At 41.2% G+C, this 20,158-nt stretch carries 16 protein-coding genes and 4 tRNA genes; 6 read left to right on the top strand and 14 right to left on the bottom strand.

From position 1 onward, the window contains the following. Window positions 1-209: 209 nt before the first annotated feature. From EO125_RS09140 to EO125_RS09075, 14 genes are all read right to left on the bottom strand, one after another. Window positions 210-285, bottom strand: a tRNA-Lys gene (locus EO125_RS09140). A gap of 6 nt (window positions 286-291) precedes the next feature. Then, a tRNA-Gln gene (locus tag EO125_RS09135) sits at window positions 292-366 on the bottom strand. Between the two features lie 6 nt (window positions 367-372). Then, a tRNA-His gene (locus tag EO125_RS09130) sits at window positions 373-448 on the bottom strand. Between the two features lie 277 nt (window positions 449-725). Beyond that, window positions 726-2,051: an FAD-containing oxidoreductase gene (locus EO125_RS09125; RefSeq protein ID WP_127148624.1), complete on the bottom strand. Its 1,326-nt coding sequence runs from the start codon at window positions 2,049-2,051 to the stop codon at window positions 726-728. Window positions 2,052-2,426: 375 nt separating this feature from the next. Further along, window positions 2,427-3,275 carry a polyamine aminopropyltransferase gene (gene speE / locus EO125_RS09120; protein WP_127069163.1) on the bottom strand — a complete coding sequence of 283 codons (849 nt, stop codon included), beginning with the start codon at window positions 3,273-3,275 and terminating at the stop codon, window positions 2,427-2,429. A gap of 3 nt (window positions 3,276-3,278) precedes the next feature. Further along, on the bottom strand, window positions 3,279-3,923 hold the full coding sequence (locus EO125_RS09115) for a hypothetical protein (protein ID WP_127148623.1): 645 nt from the start codon (window positions 3,921-3,923) through the stop codon (window positions 3,279-3,281). After that, a complete protein-coding gene (locus EO125_RS09110; RefSeq protein ID WP_127148622.1) occupies window positions 3,923-4,354 on the bottom strand; it encodes a peptidylprolyl isomerase in 432 nt (143 codons plus the stop codon). Before EO125_RS09110 ends, EO125_RS09115 begins: the two co-directional genes overlap by 1 nt. Further along, window positions 4,354-5,055, bottom strand: coding sequence for a ThiF family adenylyltransferase (locus tag EO125_RS09105; protein WP_127148621.1), 702 nt, complete (start codon window positions 5,053-5,055; stop codon window positions 4,354-4,356). The genes EO125_RS09110 and EO125_RS09105 overlap by 1 nt, the downstream gene beginning before the upstream one ends. 1 nt (window position 5,056) lies before the next feature. Beyond that, the gene (locus tag EO125_RS09100; RefSeq protein WP_127148620.1) at window positions 5,057-5,431 is read right to left on the bottom strand and encodes a VOC family protein; all 375 of its coding nucleotides are present in this window, start codon (window positions 5,429-5,431) and stop codon (window positions 5,057-5,059) included. 63 nt (window positions 5,432-5,494) lie between these two features. Beyond that, the gene (locus EO125_RS09095; RefSeq protein ID WP_164726500.1) at window positions 5,495-8,659 is read right to left on the bottom strand and encodes an AAA family ATPase; all 3,165 of its coding nucleotides are present in this window, start codon (window positions 8,657-8,659) and stop codon (window positions 5,495-5,497) included. Continuing rightward, entirely contained in the window at window positions 8,656-10,014 is a 1,359-nt protein-coding gene (locus tag EO125_RS09090) for an exonuclease SbcCD subunit D (RefSeq protein ID WP_127148618.1), read from the bottom strand. The genes EO125_RS09095 and EO125_RS09090 overlap by 4 nt, the downstream gene beginning before the upstream one ends. Window positions 10,015-10,016: 2 nt before the next feature. Next, the gene (locus EO125_RS09085; RefSeq protein ID WP_127148617.1) at window positions 10,017-10,862 is read right to left on the bottom strand and encodes a deoxyribonuclease IV; all 846 of its coding nucleotides are present in this window, start codon (window positions 10,860-10,862) and stop codon (window positions 10,017-10,019) included. A 275-nt stretch (window positions 10,863-11,137) separates the two neighbouring features. Further along, window positions 11,138-11,557 (bottom strand): Fur family transcriptional regulator, encoded by a 420-nt coding sequence (locus EO125_RS09080; protein ID WP_127148616.1) that lies wholly within the window; start codon window positions 11,555-11,557, stop codon window positions 11,138-11,140. Window positions 11,558-11,707: 150 nt separating this feature from the next. Then, window positions 11,708-13,249 carry a DEAD/DEAH box helicase gene (locus tag EO125_RS09075; protein WP_127148615.1) on the bottom strand — a complete coding sequence of 514 codons (1,542 nt, stop codon included), beginning with the start codon at window positions 13,247-13,249 and terminating at the stop codon, window positions 11,708-11,710. A 179-nt stretch (window positions 13,250-13,428) separates the two neighbouring features. Between EO125_RS09075 and EO125_RS09070 the strand changes: the two genes are divergently transcribed. From EO125_RS09070 to EO125_RS09045, 6 genes are all read left to right on the top strand, one after another. Next, window positions 13,429-13,503, top strand: a tRNA-Arg gene (locus EO125_RS09070). A 380-nt stretch (window positions 13,504-13,883) separates the two neighbouring features. After that, window positions 13,884-14,891 (top strand): 3-deoxy-7-phosphoheptulonate synthase, encoded by a 1,008-nt coding sequence (gene aroF / locus EO125_RS09065; protein WP_127148614.1) that lies wholly within the window; start codon window positions 13,884-13,886, stop codon window positions 14,889-14,891. Window positions 14,892-14,900: 9 nt separating this feature from the next. Continuing rightward, a complete protein-coding gene (aroB, locus tag EO125_RS09060) occupies window positions 14,901-15,956 on the top strand; it encodes a 3-dehydroquinate synthase (protein ID WP_127148613.1) in 1,056 nt (351 codons plus the stop codon). Window positions 15,957-16,126: 170 nt separating this feature from the next. Beyond that, window positions 16,127-17,392 carry a 3-phosphoshikimate 1-carboxyvinyltransferase gene (gene aroA / locus EO125_RS09055; RefSeq protein WP_127148612.1) on the top strand — a complete coding sequence of 422 codons (1,266 nt, stop codon included), beginning with the start codon at window positions 16,127-16,129 and terminating at the stop codon, window positions 17,390-17,392. 26 nt (window positions 17,393-17,418) lie between these two features. Then, window positions 17,419-18,543 carry a chorismate synthase gene (gene aroC, locus EO125_RS09050; protein WP_127148611.1) on the top strand — a complete coding sequence of 375 codons (1,125 nt, stop codon included), beginning with the start codon at window positions 17,419-17,421 and terminating at the stop codon, window positions 18,541-18,543. Next, the gene (locus tag EO125_RS09045) at window positions 18,544-19,779 is read left to right on the top strand and encodes a shikimate kinase (protein WP_127148610.1); all 1,236 of its coding nucleotides are present in this window, start codon (window positions 18,544-18,546) and stop codon (window positions 19,777-19,779) included. Window positions 19,780-20,158: the final 379 nt, after the last annotated feature.

Here is a 20,158-nt window from a genome sequence, read left to right as displayed (position 1 = left end):
TGAGCCAGGATCAAACTCTCCAAGATATCTTGAAGCTATTTGATAGCTCATTTTGTTTCGTTGTTGCCAATTGCTTGACTAGAATTTTTTGGTTGGTTTCAACTATGTGAAACCCGCACTCTGGCTTATGTTTACTTCTTTCGAAGTAATTACCTTACATTGTTCAGTTTTCAAAGATCATATATCCTCATACTACATAAAGTAGTAAATGGTGACCCACCCGCGACTCGAACGCGGGACACCCTGATTAAAAGTCAGGTGCTCTGCCAACTGAGCTAGTGGGTCATAAAATGGCAGGGGTGGATGGGATCGAACCATCGCATGTCGGAGTCAAAGTCCGATGCCTTACCGCTTGGCTACACCCCTGTGTTGTGGGGTGAGTAATGGGGATCGAACCCATGCATAACGGAGCCACAATCCGCCGTGTTAACCGCTTCACCATACCCACCACAGGATATTTATTCTGTTTAGCACTGTCGTGCCTTACAACGATATTTAGTATATCAGTTAATATTTTTCGTGTCAACCACTTTTTAAAAAACTTTTTTAACTGTTCTACTATTTCATGTTAACCATTCAGGACATTACATGAGCACCGCTGATGTTTTTAAAGTATATCAAATAATCTTTTTCTTGTAAACCCCCTTTCATATATTTTTCATACTAATATAAAATAAGAGGCATATAAGGTCTCTCCTACATGCCTCTATGTACATTATGCTTTATTAGATTAACTTAGCTACATCATTTAAATTTTCAGCCATTGTTGGATGTGTAAAGATTTGGTCACGCAAGTATGTATATTTAATATCGTTATCCATCGCCATTTTGATGATGTTGATTAACTCTTCAGAGTTTTTACCGAATAAGGTAGCGCCTAGGATTAGACCAGTGTCTTTGTTAACTGTTAACTTAAATACACCTCGTGGATCTTGGTTGACTGCATGGCGCGGCATATTATTTACCGGTAATGCCACTGTCACTGCATTTGGATATTGTGCTTTCACTTCTTCTTCGTGTAAACCTACATGGGATAGAGCAGGTGTAATAAAAGTAGAATATGGCACGTGTGCACGATTGCCTAACTTATAACTTTCATCTCCGTGCAATACACGATTCACAATGCGGAAGTCATCAAGGGATACATACGTAAATTGTTGTCCTCCGTTCACATCACCTACGGCAAACACATTAGGAACAGATGTCATCAATGTATCATCCGTTACGATGGAGCCATTAGGACGAACTTGAATATCTGTATTCTCTAGGCCAAGCCCTTCTGTATTTGCTTTGCGACCTGTAGCATGTAACAATGCATCGAAGACGAACTCTTCTCCACTTTCAGTCACTACAACTACAGTATCACCAACGTTTTTAATTTCTTTTGTGACAGCGTTAAAGTGGAATCGAACGCCATCTTCTTCTAAGTATTGTTGCGCTAACGCAGCTACATCTGCATCTTCACGTTTTAAGATTCTATCGCCACTTTCAAAAGCAGTCACCTCAGCACCTAAACGTGCATATAGATTAGCGAACTCAATCCCAATGTTACCGCAGCCGATGATACCTAAGCGTTTTGGCAATGTTGGCAAGGCTTGCAATTCAGTGCTGTTATATACAAATTTAGACGTAGACAGACCTGGAATTGGAAGTACCACATTCGTAGCACCTGTATTGATGATGATAATCTCAGCCGTCAATGTTTCCACACCTTCTGCTGTTGTTACCTCTACTTCTTTATTGGAAATAAATTTACCATGACCAGTATACACGGTTACATTTGGATTGGATGTTAACATGTTTAAGTTTTTTGCATTTAATTTGCCTACTACTGTATCACGAGTTGCTTTTGCTGCTTCGTATGTTTTGCCTTTATCTGCACCAACAATCATCGTTTTTGTAGGGATACATCCGATGTTGATGCATGTACCACCGTACATAGATGGATCTTGTTCAATTAAAGCTACTTGTTTTCCTTCTTTGCCAAATGTGGCAGCTAATGTTTTGCCAGCTTTACCAAAGCCAACAACTAGTAAATCATATTGTTTCATTATTGTCTCCCCTTTTGTTAATTCACATGAATAAAAGTCTATTATATATATTTCATTAGTAAATACGATACTGTTCTTATTGTATACCTATTTACTAGGAAATTCAATACTCTTTAATTAGATATTATCTGTTATATTCTTATAGTTATAGGGATTTTTTTGTTTAACCTAAGTGCAATGCATTCACTATAAGAAAGTTTGATTTTCTATTTTATGTTTCTTGCAAACTTTTTACACTAACAGAAAATTCCCCAAATTACCTATCATCGATTACTAATGCCCGATTATTTACATAGCCCATACGCAAAACTAGCACTTTCACGGAGAAAGTGCTAGTCTATCACTGCGAATCTATAGCACTCCTAGATATAAGGTTTACTCTGCAATTCGAGCTTGTAAATATTGTTTTACAAATGTTGGCAATACGAATGCAGATTTTTGGATGCCATAGTTATAGTATTTAGTTGTAAAATCTTGGGCACGGTTTGGATCCCATTCTAATGGGTCATGTTTCTTAGAGCCCATCGTAAAGCAATGCATACCTGTCGGATACAACGGAATGAATGCTGTATATAGACGAGTCACTGGGAAATGTTTATTCACGTAGTAGAATACATCAGATACTAATTGTTGATGCATTACAGGAGACTCTGTTTGTTGTACAAACAAACCATCCTCCTTCAAGGCACGATATGTATTTTTGTAAAATTCTTCTGTAAATAAACCTTCACCAGGGCCAATTGGGTCAGAGCAGTCTACGATGATCACATCATAGAAATTTTCTTTTTCCGCTACATGTCCAATACCGTCACCAATGGTTACTGTTAATTTAGGATCTTGGCGAATCATAGCGTCAGCAATAGAAGGCAAGTATTGTTTCGCCAATTCCACTACTTTACCATCAATTTCTACCATTGTCACTGTTTCTACACAGCTATGACGTACACATTCTCTAGCCACGCCACCATCACCACCACCGATGATCAATACATGCTTAGGATTTGGATGCAGGAATAACGGAATGTGGCTCATCATTTCATGATACACAAATTCTTCTCGTTCCGATGTTTGAAACACTCCATCTAGCACAAGCATATTACCGTATTCTAAGCTATGAGCGACTTCTATGGTTTGAAAGTCAGATTTTCCAGAATATAAAATTTCATCCACTTCTGCGCATAACGCAAGATGAGGGGATTGCATTTCTTTAATCCATTGTGTCATTTCTTACTCCTCACATTGTGGCTGGATGTATAAAAAAGCTCCACCCAGCAAATTATCTCGTAACCAACGACGTAGTGAAAACGTTCGTTCCATGCCTTCATCATAGACGACACATCGCGTATCATCGTTGTTGACCTGCATAGATACGATCGGCACCCAGTGCCAAGTAGATAGCCCTTCTTCTTGTCCACGATGACGATTTAAAAAGGCAACAGGACAATTCTGTTCCATTCCTGCACGAATAAAATCCGTCACTTCTTCCACGCTATAAGGGCTTCCTTTCAGCGGGAAAATCGGTAATCGTTTCACCGTATAAGACAAGTTATTATCCTCCATATATTGGTTGACACCTTGTTCCCACCAAGTACTTTTATAGAGCCCGCCACCATAGCGAGGACGCACGTATTCCCACACTTGGTTCATGCGCACTAAGGCTTGGTTCCCATCTACAGCGGTCTCAACAGGTAAATGTCCATCGCGGAAAAGGACATAGGAAATCACCTGTGTCGCCGTTGTAGGGCCACAACCTGCTAGCCGTTTCCAAGCATCTTCGTACCATTCTTGGTCATACCCATAGGAAAAGTTTCCATCCTTTTTCACTTGTAACCATTCAGGATGTTCAATACGATAGCGTTTGATTCCTGCCATTAGTATTCCACTACCTCAACAGTTTGCATACGATCGCCTTGTTGGATTTTATCTACTACATCCATACCTTCGATAACTTGACCGAACACAGTATGAACGCCATCTAAATGAGGTTGTGGTTCATACACGATAAAGAATTGGCTGCCACCTGTATTAGGTCCACGATGTGCCATAGATAAAGCACCACGAACATGTTTATGTGGGTTACCTTTAGTTTCGCAAGGAATTGTGTAGCCAGGACCACCTACGCCAGTACCCATTGGGCAACCACCTTGTGCTACGAAACCAGGGATGACACGATGGAATTTCAAAGTATCGTAGAAACCTTCTTTGATTAATTTTTCAAAATTTGCTACTGTGCCAGGAGCTTCGTTTTCAAATAATTCGATAACAATGTCACCGTATTCCATATGAATAATTGCTTTTTTCATTACTGTACCTCCAAAAAAGTTCTAATTACGTGACCCGCTAAATGCAATCCTGCTACGGACGGAACAAATCCACAAGAACCAGGACTTCTTGAATCGTCATCTCGATTCGGTGTCATCGGTTGTTCTGTAGAGAATAATACAGTTTGCTTTTTAATGCCACGACGGCGCAATTCTTTGCGCATCACCTTCGCCAATGGGCATGTATGGGTCTTACTAATATCTGTAATCTTCAATTGATCAGGCCACATTTTATTGCCTGTTCCCATAGAAGATATACAAGGTATATTTCTATTATAACACGTTTCGATGATGGATAGTTTAGCACTTACCATATCAATAGCATCAATCACAAAATCTGGAGCTATATCGGTGATGAAAGTAGGATGGCTTTCACCAGTATAGACCATATCATAAACCTCAATGTGCAAGTTAGGATTAATCGCCAAGGCGCGTTCTTTTGCCACTTCTACCTTGCGTTGACCTACCGTACTAGGCAAGGCGATAAGCTGGCGATTAATATTACTCACTGTTACTTGGTCACCATCAACAATGACAATATGACCTACACCAGAACGCACTAACGCTTCTAATGCAAAAGAGCCAACACCACCGCATCCAAATAGCAGGACTTTTTTTGCTTGTAAAGTTTTAATTTTTTCTTCCCCTACCAACCATTGTAGGCGAGTTAACATATGCTCCATATTAATAGGCTCCTGATGGGATAATTTCTGTCCAATATCCATCTGGGTCGGCGATAAAATAAATACCCATCGCTTCATTCTCATAGACAACGCAGTTCATATCCTTATGTTTTGCTAATGCTCCTTCGTAATCATCTACATAGAATGCCAAATGGAATTCATTATCCCCCAAATTATATGGTCGATCCCAATCACGAAGCCATGTCAATTCTAATCGATGCGGATTGGTACCGTCTCCTAAATAGACGATTTTAAAAGATCCATCTTCTCCATCGATATGACCGACTTCTTCTAACCCCAATGCTTCTTTATAAAAGGCTAAACTTTTGTCCAACTCTTTCACATTAATATTATTATGAGCAAAGCTAAATTTCATACTTCCTCCTTAATTCCTAGTAAATAACAGTATTATTCTAACATAGGTACTACGGGAATACAATCATTGTACCTGAAAGTAGGCTCTACTTCCTTCATCGGTTTTTGTCACCACCAAGTGTGCACCAATTTGTTGTTGTAATTCTGGCACATGAGATATGATTCCTACCAACCTTCCTTGAGATTGTAATGCCACCAAAGTTTCCATTGCCACATCTAACGTATCTGGGTCTAATGTACCAAAGCCTTCATCAATGAACATAGTATCCAAATGAATACCTCCCGCATAGGATTGGATGACATCCGCTAATCCCATAGCAAGCCCTAAGGATGCCAAGAAAGTTTCTCCACCGGACAAAGTGTTCGCAGGCCGACTCGCTCCCGTATAGGCATCAAAAACAGAGATGTCCAATCCTCTGGCGCCACGACCACCTTCTTCTACGGACCGTTCAAGTCGATAGCGACCACGACTCATATCATGAAGTCGTAAGTTCGCTGCACTCAACACTTCTTCTAGGATAGCGCCTAGTACATAGCGTTCAAAGCTGACACCTTTCATACCCGAATCACCACCATTGGCTAAGTCGGCTAAGCCAAAGATAAAGGCTCGACGGTCCGACAACTCTTTGGTAGCCCCTTCTAACTTGGCAATCTCTTGGATAGTTTTTTCCTTGGCAGTCACTTGTGATTTCAAGGTACCAATAACTTCCCCTAGATTTTTCAATTCTTGTTGTAATGACTCCACCGACTCCTTCGGAATCTCTTCAGGTACCGTAGCATAGGATACCAAGTCCTGTTGCACTCCTTCTAAGAGAGAAGTCAACCTCAACGATTCATTGTGATAGGCACTAAAGGTTTCTTTCCATACTGGCAATTCATCAAATGCATGAGATTCCTGTTTAAATGTATCGATGGTAAGAGATTCTGCTGCTAACACTTTCCCAATCTCCTTCTCCAAGAATTCTATATCCTGCGACATGCGATCCTGTTGTTCTTTGAGGGCCCCTACTTCCGCTGTGAGGGCGACCTTTTGTTCTTGGCTAGCTTGACGCCCATCCTCTACCTTTTTACGGTCTATTTCATATCGTTTCAGAGAATCTGCGAGATCTTTCACCTCAGCCGTATACGTTTCCACCGTAAAAGGGGCTATACTAGTTTCAATACGACTCATTTCTGATGTTACGTGCTGTATTTCCTGTTGTAAAGATTCTAACTGTCCCTCTAGAGTTCTCAATTCTAGTTGCTTTGCGTGAATATTGGCTTCCTCAGTTTGTATAGTCTGTTTCTGCGTTTCTAGACTTTTTTCTAATGCTAGTTTTCTAGCTTCTCCTTGGACTAACTCTTGTTGTATCAATTTAAAAGTCTTATCTACGTGCGTTTCAGTCACATTCGCATCCCACCAAGAAAGGCGTTCCGCTACCGTTTCTATCTCTTTAGCTTGTACAGCCCTATCCAAAATATTTCCCAATTGCAAGATAGACTTTCTTTGTACTCCAACTGTAACCTTTGGATAGGTCTCACATAAACGATTCCATTCTTTACTATACCGTTCTACTTCTTCATCACTGTGAGCTAGCTTAGTTTCTATCGTTGCCACCTGTGTTTGACTAGCTTGGAACTCCTCACGAAGTCGCTCTACCGTTTCGCGGACGATCTCTTCCGATGGAGCTTGTGCCAACTGTGGATGTTCTAAGGAACCACAAACAGGACACGGTGCATCATCTTCTACTTGCAAACTCACTTCATAAGCTTGGTGTTGTCGTAATAATTGCTCATTATGATGATATAGCCCTTCACGAGTCTTACAGACCTGTCGTTCCTCCTCCAACTGCTTACTATACACTGTTTGAGTCTCCCAAGCACTACACAATTTATCTACTACTCCCTTTAAGGAATCCCACCAACTCCGCAGTTCACTAGTACATAATTTTTCCTCACCTAAAGAAGTATAACTTTGTAACTTAAGATTTATTTCTCCTAAGGACTGGCGCTGTATTTCTATATTAGTTTGACTTGTTGCCAATGTCTCCTGTACTTCACCTTGTTGCTGTACCTTTTGCGATAGGTCCATATCTAATGCAGTCCGTTTCTCCAAGAGTTCACCATGCCGTTCCACTTCTTGTTGCAACGCTTGTAATTGGTGATATTGCTCTTGTTGCTTTGCATACGTGTCCGCTTGCATTTCTAACTGGTCATACTTACAATCCAAACTTTGTAACAATACAGCTACAGATTGCAAAGATGTTTTTAATATGTCTAGCTTTTCTTTATTTGTATTAAAAGCACCTTGTAACTTCTCATATTGATTCAGAGGAATGCGAATTTTTTCCAACCGTTCCCAACGGTCAATCGTTTCCCCTAGTGCAATATGTTCTTTTTCCCTCTCTTTATGACTAGCTAAAGCCTTACTATACTGCTCCTTCCGCGCTAATAAATTGGTGTAATTTTCATGCTTTACATAGGTAGCTTGCAATGATTCATATTGGTGTTGCTTCTCCTTGCGTTCCCCTTCACGTTCAATTAAGCATTTACGCTCTTCTTCCAGCAACGCCACTAAGTCCTGTAACGTGTCTACTGTATAGGTACTCAGTAAAAACTCAACCTTTTGCAATGTATCTTGAATCCCTACGGTAGATTTAGTCAATTCTTCCTTCAATACATCTTGCATGCGTTTATACACAGAGGTTTTGAAAATCGTATGTAACAATACTTCCCGTTCTGATGTGGGGGCTACTAATAGTTTTCTAAAATCACCTTGCGGCAGCAAGACAACTTGTAAAAATTGATCCACACGAAATCCAATAATCTGTTGTATATAGTCACGAATTTCTTGCGCTTTCGTAGTGAGTAGTTTCCATTCATCATCAATCCATTCACTGATAGCCGCCGTAGCTAAGACCACTCTTGTACCAGTACCACGCTTTTTCTGTAATTCTTGTTTTGGAGTTCGCTCCATTCGATACCGATGATCACCTACTTGAAACTCAAACACCACTGATGTAGGTGTAGTAGCATCTGCATAATCACTGCGCATATCTGAGCCATCACGAAGGCCACCACTGGTTTGACCATATAGGGCATATACAATGGCATCTAATATACTTGTTTTTCCTGCTCCTGTAGGTCCTGTAATCAAAAACATGGATTGATTTGCTAATATGGCAAAATCAAGGATTACTTCCTTAGAATACGGACCAAAGGCAGTCATTTCTAATCGTAAGGGTCTCATGCTTCTTCCTCCCTTAATACACGATGCCATAAATGTTCCATGTAGTCTAATTCTTCTTGTGAAAGCTCTTCATTCCTAGCTTCCTTGGCAAATTGCGCAAATAAATCTTTCTCATTTAATTCCTTGAATCGTTTAGCACCCGTTGTATCTCGTACCACTTCCATACGACCTACTAATTCTAACCGCATACAATAAGGGAATATTTTTCGCAATCTTCGCATCCCATCCACTATAGGTACCGCATCTAACAATCGCACTTCCACATAATCATTATGATGCTGTATATGGAGACTTTCATCTGCTAGCAAATCGTCAAAATATCCCGTCAGGCTCACAAATTGGCGTCGCCCTACAATAGGAATTTCACTGATGGTTGTAGACCCTTTGTTATCTATGTCTACAATAGTGAAACTTTTACTATATCCCACCTCATCAAAGGAATAGGTCAACAAGGAACCACTATAGCGAATATGGTCTGATCCAATTCGCTGTGGTTTATGTAAATGTCCTAATGCCGTATAGTGAAAGTCTTTAAATACCATTGTCGGTACTTGTCCAGATCCGCCTACCATGAGAGGCCGTTCGGACTCACTTTCAGTACCACCTGCCACAAAGGCATGGGCTAAGCAAAGACTGCGGTGGCCCTGTGAACGACTCGTCGCATAAGATGCCCACCGTTGGTACGCATCTGCGATGGTCATGTTGTATTTGTTTGTATCAACGCATATATCATTTTCCACAGTATCGATGCTAGACATATTAGCATTATCTTTATAAGAATCATTGTCTAGATTTGTAATATCTTCATCACTCAAAGCGGCAAATAAATCTGCCGATTCAGCTTGAGGACGACGTTTTTTAGACGACCTACTAGATTCGATAGGTTTCGCAGTCTCTATTGCTTTACCTATCATACCTACTCGATTCAACTCAGTATCTATATCCCGCACTTCTCCATAGGGCAATGCCCACACATCGAGTTGACCATGCGCATCTTGAAAAGTAATAGGTTCCATTCCTTGATGTGTATGTCCTAACAAATGGATGCCATGCGTCTCCCAAGCACTGTGCCCCATCGCTAGGCGTGGTCCGCTATCGTGATTTCCCGAAATAACTACCATAGGAATCTTTTCTGTAAAGGCCAATCGATGGAGCACTGAATCCCATAGTTCGATGGCTTCAATAGGCGGCACAGATCGGTCAAACACATCTCCACTAAGTACTACTAAATCAATGTTTTCATCTTTTAGTAATGGAAAGAATTGATGTTCCAATACATGAGCTTGGTCTGTCGTTAAATGTTCATTGTAAAATAGTCGTCCTAAATGCCAGTCTGCTGTATGTAGTATGCGCATACTTACACCTCGTTTGCATAAATCTCCCGTAAGATAGAAATTTCTTTTGCATATCCATCTAACTCATTTGGTGTTTCTAAATAGAATGGTAGATGACGTAATTTAGGATGGGTGATGAAATTAGCAATGGCCTCAATGCCAATGTGACCTTCCCCAATTTTTTCGTGTCGATCTTTATGGGATCCCCTCGGATTTTTGGAATCGTTCAAATGCACTGCATGGATTCTATCTAACCCTATAAAATGGTCAAACTCCTCCAATACACCGTCTAAATTTTCAATGATATCGTATCCGCCTTCATGAATATGGCAAGTATCTACACAAACACCAATGTATTCTTTATGTTGCACTCCATCAATGATACGTGCTAATTCTTCAAAATTGCGACCTACTTCCGTGCCTTTTCCTGCCATAGCTTCTAATAGAACGGTAGTTTTCATACCTGGAAAAATCACTTCATTTAACATGTCTACAATATATTCGATGCCTTGGTCCACACCTTGTTTCACATGGCTACCAGGGTGAAAGTTATATAAATGACCAGGTAAATACTCCAACCGCTCCAAATCTTCACGCATGGAATTTTTAGCAAACTCACGGAGTCCTGGATCAGCGGCACACGCATTTAAAGTATATGGTGCATGTCCTAATAATTTACCAAATTGATGTTCTTTCAGGAAAGCATCTAAGGCTTTCATATCTGCTTCATCAAAAGCACGAGCCTTACCGCCTCGTGGATTTCTTGTAAAGTATTGGAAAGTATTAGCTCCAATGGACAATGCTTCCTTTCCCATATGTAAATATCCTTTGCTAATGGATAAGTGACATCCAATTGTTAATTGACTCATGTAAAACTCCTTATCTTCAATCATTAAATGTACTTAATTCATTCTCTTACTCTAGTTATAAACTATCGTAAAAGCGAACCGTATCGATCTATACAAATATAGTATGCACTATCAAATTACATTCATATATATGTACACTTTTCTTACTTTTAAGTATATCATGTAACCGTTTATGACATATACAGTTACATAGAAAATAGGGGATAATTGTTTATGTAAGCAATTATCCCCTATTAATCTGTTTCTAACCTATGACCAGATAATTTCCATTACTGTTAATGTGAGCTTTTACGCAAACATTCTGGACAAATGCCTTCAAAAGACACATGGAGTCCTGTAATTTCATATTCACTGTGGCGTGCCACTTCTTCTCTTAGACAGTTCACCTGCACATCATGCAAATCATCGATGCGATTGCACATAGTACAACGTACATGAGGATGGTTTCGTGTATCCCAATCATATCGGCTACATTCATCACCTAAGTCTAAGACGCGAACTATACCAATGCGTTCAAAAATCTCCATCGTTTTATATACAGTCGCCAAGCTCATACTTGGATGGTCTTCCCGTAAACTTTGGTAGATCATTTCCGCAGTGGGATGGTTGTTTTCTGCATGAAGAACATTATATATTGCAATGCGTTGTGGCGTTACTTTATAACCTTCTTCTCGCAATTTTTGTGCAATGTCCATAAAGCACATCCTTTCCACTTGGAAGCTAAACTGTGAGATTAAAACACTATTACTCTGATTTCATTATATCAGAACAATCAATTCTTATCAATAATCAGAATTGATTAGTTTTGTTTCTTCTTAGTAATAACGTCTGTGGGTCTCTAGTGCTTAATCTTTAAAATATGGTTTGAAACCGCTACCTTGATGTTTTTGTTGTTTTTGTCCATCACGGGAACGACGTTCTCCCCCATGGGAGCGTTGGTTGCGATCACGAGAGGAACGTTTTCTATCTCCATCACGACGATCATCACGACGGCGACCATCTCTACGACGATCATCACGGCGACGGCCATCACGACGTCCACCATCACGGCGACGACGAACACGAAGAGGTGCTTCTTCTGTAATGCTTACCGGCGTTGTATCTGGCTCTTTTGTTAACAATTTCAAAGCAGCTGCTAACAAAGTAACAGAGTCGATATCATTCAACAATTCTTCTGCACTAGAACGATAGCTTGCTAATTCTTCACGATTATCTGCTAAAGCAATCAATTTTTCTACGGCAATTTTTTGTTGACCTTCTAATACTTCACCCAAGGATGGAGCTTTACGACGAGCAATCTTGCGTTTTGTCAAACGTTCAATGGCATGTAAATGTTCAATTTCACGAGGGATAACAAATGTCATCGCTACGCCTGCTTTACCAGCACGCCCTGTACGACCAACACGGTGTACATAACTTTCAGGATCTTGTGGCAAGTCATAGTTATACACATGCGTCACACCGCTAATATCTAATCCACGAGCCGCAACGTCTGTAGCCACTAATATATCAATTGTACCTTCACGGAATTGACGGATGACGGAGTCACGTTTTTGTTGAGACAAGTCACCGTGAATACCTTCTGCCATGTAACCACGTTTTTTCAACGCTTCCGTTACTTCATCTACGCGGCGTTTTGTACGACCGAAGACGATTGCCAATTCAGGAGCTTGAATATCTAACAAACGGCACAATACATCAAATTTTTGACGATCTTGCACTTCGATATAATATTGCTCAATTAAATCCATTGTTACTTGGGTTGGTTTCATACGGATTAATGTTGGCTCTGTTAAGTATGTTTCTGCCAATTCTTGGATGGCTTTTGGCATAGTAGCAGAGAACAATAATGTTTGACGCTCTTTTGGTACAGCTGTCAAAATTTTATTGATATCATCCACGAATCCCATGTTTAGCATTTCATCCGCTTCATCAAGAATGACAACTTTTACTTTGTCAAAAGCAATGGATTTGCGTTCCATGTGGTCCATCAAACGACCAGGTGTTGCTACAATCACTTGTGGATGTTTTTTCAACATACGGAATTGACGTCCAATATCTTGTCCACCATAGATTGGTAGAGCTTGAATGTTAGTATGTTGCGCCATTTTATTTAACTCTTCCGCCACTTGAATTGCTAATTCACGTGTGGGTGAAAGAATCAATACTTGTGGATCTTGGATTGTTGGATCCACTTGCTCTAACGCTGGGATACCGAAGGCAGCTGTTTTACCTGTACCAGTTTGCGCTTGACCAATCATATCTTGACCAGACTTCGCCACTGGAATGGCTTCACGTTGAATCGGTGTTGGTTCTTCAAAGCCCATATCGTTTAAAGCTCGTAAAATAGGTTCGCTAATGTGTAAATCTTCAAATTTAATTTGCATATATAAAAGGGTCCTCCTTTAAAAATTTCTTTATGTATCATGCGAATTAGTATATTATAACACAAGTAAGATGTCCTTGTATATGAAAGTATGATAGAGCACTATATGTTTCAATCCTTCATCATGAGGTTCCCTATTGTACTGACCATTATTTCATGGTATACTTTAACGGTATGCACGCGCCTATAGCTCAGGGGATAGAGCGCCGGTCTCCGGAACCGGGTGCGCAGGTTCGATTCCTGCTAGGCGCACCATTGATATGAATGGATTCTCACCATTGTTGAGAATCCATTTTTTGCATTTGAGCCCAATTTTGAGCCCAACTTGAATTTTTTTCTTGCCAAACTTAAATAAAAGGAGTATACTAAACGCAATTATTGAAAGAAAGGAGTCATAACAATGATGAAGCAAGCCAATTTAGCTACAACAAATGTAAATACATTTTTTGGGTTCTTTATCCATACTACGGGTAAAGAACTATTTGAGCTACGCTAATTTAGGTATCATCACTGAGTGGCTTTAAATAGTGGTAAGGGCTACCCGTACTAGGTATAGGCGGGTAGCCCTTTTTGTATATCTTCCTATACCCCACTCACCATTACCTATAATACAATTTTTAATTTAGGAGGAGATTATGATTATTCGATTACACACTACAGCAACAGAAGCACAAATTGCAGAACTACGTCAACTACTAGAAGCCACTGACGTTGCATTACATCCTGTCCATGGAGAGCAACAAGATATCATCGGTTTGATCGGCGATACGTCTCGTGTGGACTTACGTTCCATTGAATCCCTTCCATACGTTGAAAAGGTAATGCGTATCCAAGAACCTTTCAAAAAAGCAAATCGTAAATTCCATCCTCAAGATACGGTGGTTACTGTAGGAAATGCAAAAATCGGTGGAGGTCACTTTGCTATCATCGCAGGCCCTTGCTCTGTAGAAACACCAGAACAAGTCATCGAAGTAGCAAAGGCTGTGAAAGCAGCTGGTGCTGGTATTCTTCGTGGTGGCGCTTTCAAACCTCGTACTTCCCCATACTCTTTCCAAGGCATGGGACCAAGTGGTTTAGCGTTACTAGAAGAGGCAAAAAAGGAAACTGGTCTACCGATCGTATCTGAAGTGATGGATATCTCCCAATTGGAATACTTCGACAATGTAGATATGTTGCAAATCGGTGCCCGCAATATGCAAAACTTCAATCTGTTAAAAGAAGTTGGTAAATTACGTAAACCTATCTTATTAAAACGTGGGCTATGTGCTACATACGAAGAATGGTTAATGGCTGCGGAATACATCATGAGCGAAGGTAACGAACAAATCGTTCTTTGCGAGCGTGGTATTCGCACCTTCGAAACACGCACTCGTAATACTTTAGATGTAACTGCGATTCCAATGATGCACGAGTTATCCCACTTGCCAATCATTATGGACCCAAGTCATGCAGCGGGTATGAGCCGTATGGTTCCGTCCCTTTCCTTAGCTTCCGTTGGTGGCGGTGCTGATGGTTTAATGATTGAAGTTCACAATAATCCAGAAAAAGCATTATGCGATGGTCCGCAATCCTTACGCCCAGAGCAATTCGCTACTTTGGCAAACCAAGTGTTCACACTTCGTGACGCATTAAGTCATAAATAGGTCACTCCTATGGATACAATTCATATTCAAGCATCTATTTCTTATGATGTGATTATCGAGCGACATAGCTTACCTCGCATTGGCGAGCATTTGCAAACTATCAAACCTCCTTGTTCCGTCATGATTGTCACCGATGATAATGTGGGCCCTCTCTATGCATCTACAGTTTCTAAATCTCTAGAAATAGCAGGCTACACCGTTCATACCTATATGTTTCCTCATGGTGAAAGTGAAAAGAACGGCCATCGCCTCATGGATCTAGTAGAAACATTGGGCCATGCCAAATTAACTCGTAAAGACTTAATTATCGCTTTAGGTGGTGGCGTCGTCGGCGACCTAGCTGGGTTCGCTGCTGCCACCTATCTACGGGGCATCGATTATGTACAAGTGCCTACTTCTCTATTGGCTGCTGTCGATTCCTCTGTAGGCGGTAAAACAGCTGTGAACCTAGAGTGTGGTAAGAATTTATGGGGTGCTTTTAAACAACCTATCCTTGTTCTCTGCGATCCTGAAACACTTTCTACCTTACCAAAGGAAGAGTGGATTAACGGATGTGGGGAAATCATTAAATACGGTTTCTTAGGTCATCCCGAATTGTTAGATCAACTGCGGAAGCGACCACTCTTACAATATCCAGAAGATGTAGATAGTATCATCGCTCAATGTGTACGCATCAAAGCTCATGTAGTGGAAGTAGATGAAAAGGAAAGCGGTCTCCGTGCGACCTTGAACTTAGGTCATACCTTTGGCCATGGTATCGAGCACGGTAGTGCTTTCACCATTCCTCATGGCAATGCCGTTGCTTTGGGACTCCTTATCATGGCAAAAGGTGCTGTAGCTAATGAAGAGTTAGACCCTACCATCATTTCTTGTATTGAACAGCTACTAATAGCCCATGAATTACCTACCACAACGATGATTTCAAAAGATGTAATTTTAGAAGAAGCTAGTCATGACAAAAAAGTCTCGGGCTCTTCCATTACCATCGTTGTCCCTACTGGCTATGGCACGTCGGTACTGAAACAAGTTACCTTCCAAGAACTTGCTACCTACTGCCATATGTAAGTATAGTACTCAATGTTTTATAATTAGAATACATAACTAAACTAATTTTGATATACTCCCATTCTAGAATTACTATGTATGATATATCAAACAAATTATACTTACCTTTTGTCCTTATCTTGTAATCATTACCTCATGGTGCTAGCGCAACCATAACAGAAAGGATTCCTATGCAACATGTTTCTAATGTGCCCTTATGTGGCACAATCCCATCCATACCGGCTAAGGCCCATGCTCATCGGGCACTTATCTCAGCGGCCCTTGCCACGAGTCCTAGCTCGATTTTAATATCCCACTCTTCCAAGGACATTGATGCAACCATGGATTCCTTGCGAACCCTTGGTGCCAGCATAACCTATGAAAATGGTGTGGCTCATGTCACTCCGGGCCCTCCCCCTTCTATAGGACAGGTATTACCCCACGAATCAGGCACGACCTTGCGATTGCTTTTACCTGTGTCCGCCTCTATTTGTGACACTGTGAAAGTAGATGCCAAAGGACGTCTACCAGAACGACCACTAGAACCATTGTTGAGCGAAATGAAAGACCATGGCGTATCGTTTTCACAAGATGCACCGCCTTTCACTATGACAGGTCGCCTGCAAGATGGTACCTTCACCATGATAGGTTCCGTCAGTTCCCAGTTTTTCTCTGGACTGTTATTAGCTGCACCACAGCTAGGACGAACAACTGTGAACTGCACAAGTCCACTGCAATCGAAAGACTATGTGACATTAACCATAAAAACGATGAAAGACTTTGGTGTGCAAGTAACAGAAGCTTCCACGGAAGAAGGATATCCAAGTTTTACTATCGAAGAGAACCAACACTTTCACGGCAATGAGCAATATCCAATTGAGGGTGATTGGTCTAATGGCGCTATTTGGCTAGTCGCTGCTGCTATGACAGGTCAATCTATTTCTGTCACAGGTTTACGTTCTGATTCTGTACAAGCAGATAAACGGATTCTTTCCATTTTAGAAAGTGCTGGTGTCTCTTATACGTGGAATGGATCTACTGTCACGGTAACTGGCAAAGCACATCAACCAATCCATGTAAATTTAGAACAAATGCCAGATTTGTTACCCATCCTATCTAGCTTAGCTTGCTCCATAGAAGGGGAATCTTCTTTCATCAATGGCGCCCGCCTGCGCTTAAAAGAATCAGACCGTTTAGAAGCGGTAGCACAGTTAGTTCGCGATTCTGGTGGCATTGTTCGCATGGAAGGAGATAATCTATATATCACGGGAACAGGCACTCTTACTGGTGGAACTGTAGACTGTGTGAATGACCATCGCCTCGTCATGGCTGGTGCATTAAATGCACTCATCGGCACTTCCCCTATGATTTTGAAGGACAGCGAAGCCATCAGTAAGTCGTACCCGCACTTTTTTGAAGACTGGAAACGATTAGGTGGCGAAACTCATAGCATATAAACGTATTTAATAAATAAGGAGTAATTATGGCATCCTATTTCGGTCGTACTGTGAAAGTTTCCACCTTTGGAGCTTCTCACGGTCAAGCTATTGGCGGAGTTGTAGACGGACTTCCTTGTGGGTTTCCAGTCAATCTAGAAACCTTGCAAGCCTTCCTAAAACGACGAGCTCCAGGGCAACATCAATTACAAACACAACGAAAAGAAGCAGATATCCCTGAGTTTCAATCAGGCATCGTACAAGGAAGACTGAGCGGTTCTCCTTTGGCTTTCACAATTAAAAATACATCACAACGAAGTGGGGATTACGATAACCTACGAGATGTGCCACGCCCATCTCATGCAGATTACACCGCTCGCATGCGCTATGGCGAGTACGTAGATATGCGCGGTGGAGGCCACTTCTCTGCTCGCCTAACAGCCCCTGTGTGCGTAGCTGGTGGTATAGCTATACAACTATTGGAATCCATCGGCATTCACGTGCGAGCGCACTTAGCACAAGTGGGTACTGTCCAAGATGCACCAGTCGATTATGCTAACCCACCTATGGACAAGCTTGCTAGTATCAGTACAGAGGTAGTTCCTATGTTAGACCCTGTGCAATGTCATGCAGCAGAGCAACTTGTACTAGATCTAAAAACATCCGGCGATTCCACTGGTGGCATTGTAGAAGTCTTCGCCACTGGTTTACCTATTGGCATGGGAAATCCTAATTATGACGGCATTGAAAACCGCTTAGGCGCCACACTCTTTGGTATGCCTGCAGTGAAAGGCATCTCCTTTGGGTCTGGTTTCCCTGGCTGTGCCTCCCGTGGAAGCGAGCAAAACGATCCTTTCATCATCACTGAGGAAGGCATTCGCACTGATAAGAATAACAGCGGTGGTATCCAAGGTGGTATCACCAACGGTATGCCCCTTGTCATGCAAATAGGGATTAAGCCCACACCGTCCATTTATCATGAGCAAAACTCAGTATCCCTCAGTAACCATAGTGCTGAAGTATTACAAATTCAAGGTCGCCACGACCCTTGCGTAGCGCTACGTGCCGTTCCTGTAGTAGAAGCCTTGACAGCTCTTGTCCTCTTAGATTTTGTGTTGGAACATGATCCACATGCATTCCGCCATTTTAGTCATCGTACTCTGGAGGTGTAAATGTTTGGATTATTAGGTCGCACCTTGGGTCACACCTACTCCCCCATGATTCACAATGCTTTAGGGAATTCACAATACACCACCTTTGAAGTAGAACCAGAGAATGTACAAACCTTCTTTCAGCGTCCTGATTTACAAGGTTTGAACATTACCATTCCCTACAAGGTAGATGCCATGCATGCTTGCGATCATCTTAGCGACATTGCGAAGTCCATCGGTTGCGTCAACACCATGGTGCGCCAAGCAGATGGAACTTGGTATGGTACAAACACAGACTATGATGGATTCCTAGCCACCCTCGCTTGGTCTCACATTAACGTTACCGACAAAGATTGTGTCATCCTTGGCGACGGCGCATCCTCTCAGACGGTTCACGTAGCTTTAAACCGATTGGATGCCAAATCAATTACTCATATCAGTCGTCATACAGAACCCACCTATGAAAGTGTCCACCACTTTCACGAAACAACACAGATTATTATCAACTGTACTCCAGTTGGTATGTATCCTCATTGTCCTGACCAAAGCATTCGATTAGCCCCTTTTGCTCACTTAGAAGGCGTTATCGACTTGGTGTACAATCCCCATCGTACAGGTATTTTGTTAGAAGCAGAATCTCTCGGCATTCCTCATGTGAACGGCCTTGTCTTCTTATTGGCCCAAGCCATTGCGGCGAGTGCTTTATTTTTACATCGTACCTATGATGAAAGTATCCTTTCAGATCTATACAAACAATTTCGACAAGAGCAAGAAAATATCATTTTAATTGGTATGCCTGGATCTGGTAAAAGTACCATCGGCAAAGCCTTAGCCAAGCTAACAGGACGGACACTGGTCGACATAGACCATCGCATTACTGAGGAAGTCGGTTCTATTAGCGATTACATATTAACGCACGGTGAACCGGCATTCCGTGCTATAGAGTCCAATATTATTGCCGAGGTAGGTAAACAAACAGGCCTCATCATCTCCACTGGTGGCGGTGCTATCACCATACCAGAAAACTATGGTCCTCTTCGTCAAAATGGACGTATCTATGAAATCTATCGACCCTTAGACGAATTAGATACAACGGGACGTGTTCTCTCCTCTGGTGGCATAGAACGATTGCAACAATTGTACACAGTACGGGCTCCCCTATATGCACGATTCCGTCAAGCACAAGTTCTAAACACTGGTACTCCAGAAAGCGTGGCTCAACGCATCCTAACAGACTTACATAGCAATCTAGTTTAACTTGCTATTAAGATATATACTGTATCAGTCTTTCTTTTCTTATATCTACTCATCACTATTGGGGTTCAAAGTTGAATGTATCAGGTAGATTTCTTATAGATGGATATATGCTACTACAATATATATACAAACTATTGTCTACATCCTCTAGAAAAAAATATATAAAATCATGAGATTATATAAAAGAATATAATCTATTTTTAAGCATACGCTAAGATATTAAATATACGTAATCGGCTTTCAAAGGTGTTTCTTAGAAACACTTGAAAGCCTTTTTACTGTCTAACCATAGTCATTCACTAGTTAGTGTAAAATGTTTGTGGGAAAATAAAATAGCAAAAGAAGGTCATCCTTTGTTACAATGAATGTGTTCAAATAA

Source organism: Veillonella sp. VA139 (assembly GCF_003992005.1).
Taxonomy (GTDB): Bacteria; Bacillota; Negativicutes; order Veillonellales; family Veillonellaceae; genus F0422.
The sequence above is the reverse complement of the archived record's forward strand: the minus strand, read 5'-3'. Positions and strand labels throughout refer to the sequence as shown.

What these genes read in the sequence shown, in the direction of transcription:
- aroB (WP_127148613.1), top strand. Translation starts at nt 14,901, where the DNA reads ATGGATACAATTCATATTCAAGCATCTATTTCTTATGATGTGATTATC.
- EO125_RS09125 (WP_127148624.1), bottom strand. Translation starts at nt 2,051, where the DNA reads ATGAAACAATATGATTTACTAGTTGTTGGCTTTGGTAAAGCTGGCAAA.
- speE (WP_127069163.1), bottom strand. Translation starts at nt 3,275, where the DNA reads ATGACACAATGGATTAAAGAAATGCAATCCCCTCATCTTGCGTTATGC.
- EO125_RS09115 (WP_127148623.1), bottom strand. Translation starts at nt 3,923, where the DNA reads ATGGCAGGAATCAAACGCTATCGTATTGAACATCCTGAATGGTTACAA.
- aroC (WP_127148611.1), top strand. Translation starts at nt 17,419, where the DNA reads ATGGCATCCTATTTCGGTCGTACTGTGAAAGTTTCCACCTTTGGAGCT.
- EO125_RS09095 (WP_164726500.1), bottom strand. Translation starts at nt 8,659, where the DNA reads ATGAGACCCTTACGATTAGAAATGACTGCCTTTGGTCCGTATTCTAAG.
- aroA (WP_127148612.1), top strand. Translation starts at nt 16,127, where the DNA reads ATGCAACATGTTTCTAATGTGCCCTTATGTGGCACAATCCCATCCATA.
- EO125_RS09075 (WP_127148615.1), bottom strand. Translation starts at nt 13,249, where the DNA reads ATGCAAATTAAATTTGAAGATTTACACATTAGCGAACCTATTTTACGA.
- EO125_RS09090 (WP_127148618.1), bottom strand. Translation starts at nt 10,014, where the DNA reads ATGCGCATACTACATACAGCAGACTGGCATTTAGGACGACTATTTTAC.
- EO125_RS09045 (WP_127148610.1), top strand. Translation starts at nt 18,544, where the DNA reads ATGTTTGGATTATTAGGTCGCACCTTGGGTCACACCTACTCCCCCATG.
- EO125_RS09100 (WP_127148620.1), bottom strand. Translation starts at nt 5,431, where the DNA reads ATGAAATTTAGCTTTGCTCATAATAATATTAATGTGAAAGAGTTGGAC.
- EO125_RS09110 (WP_127148622.1), bottom strand. Translation starts at nt 4,354, where the DNA reads ATGAAAAAAGCAATTATTCATATGGAATACGGTGACATTGTTATCGAA.
- EO125_RS09105 (WP_127148621.1), bottom strand. Translation starts at nt 5,055, where the DNA reads ATGGAGCATATGTTAACTCGCCTACAATGGTTGGTAGGGGAAGAAAAA.
- aroF (WP_127148614.1), top strand. Translation starts at nt 13,884, where the DNA reads ATGATTATTCGATTACACACTACAGCAACAGAAGCACAAATTGCAGAA.
- EO125_RS09080 (WP_127148616.1), bottom strand. Translation starts at nt 11,557, where the DNA reads ATGGACATTGCACAAAAATTGCGAGAAGAAGGTTATAAAGTAACGCCA.
- EO125_RS09085 (WP_127148617.1), bottom strand. Translation starts at nt 10,862, where the DNA reads ATGAGTCAATTAACAATTGGATGTCACTTATCCATTAGCAAAGGATAT.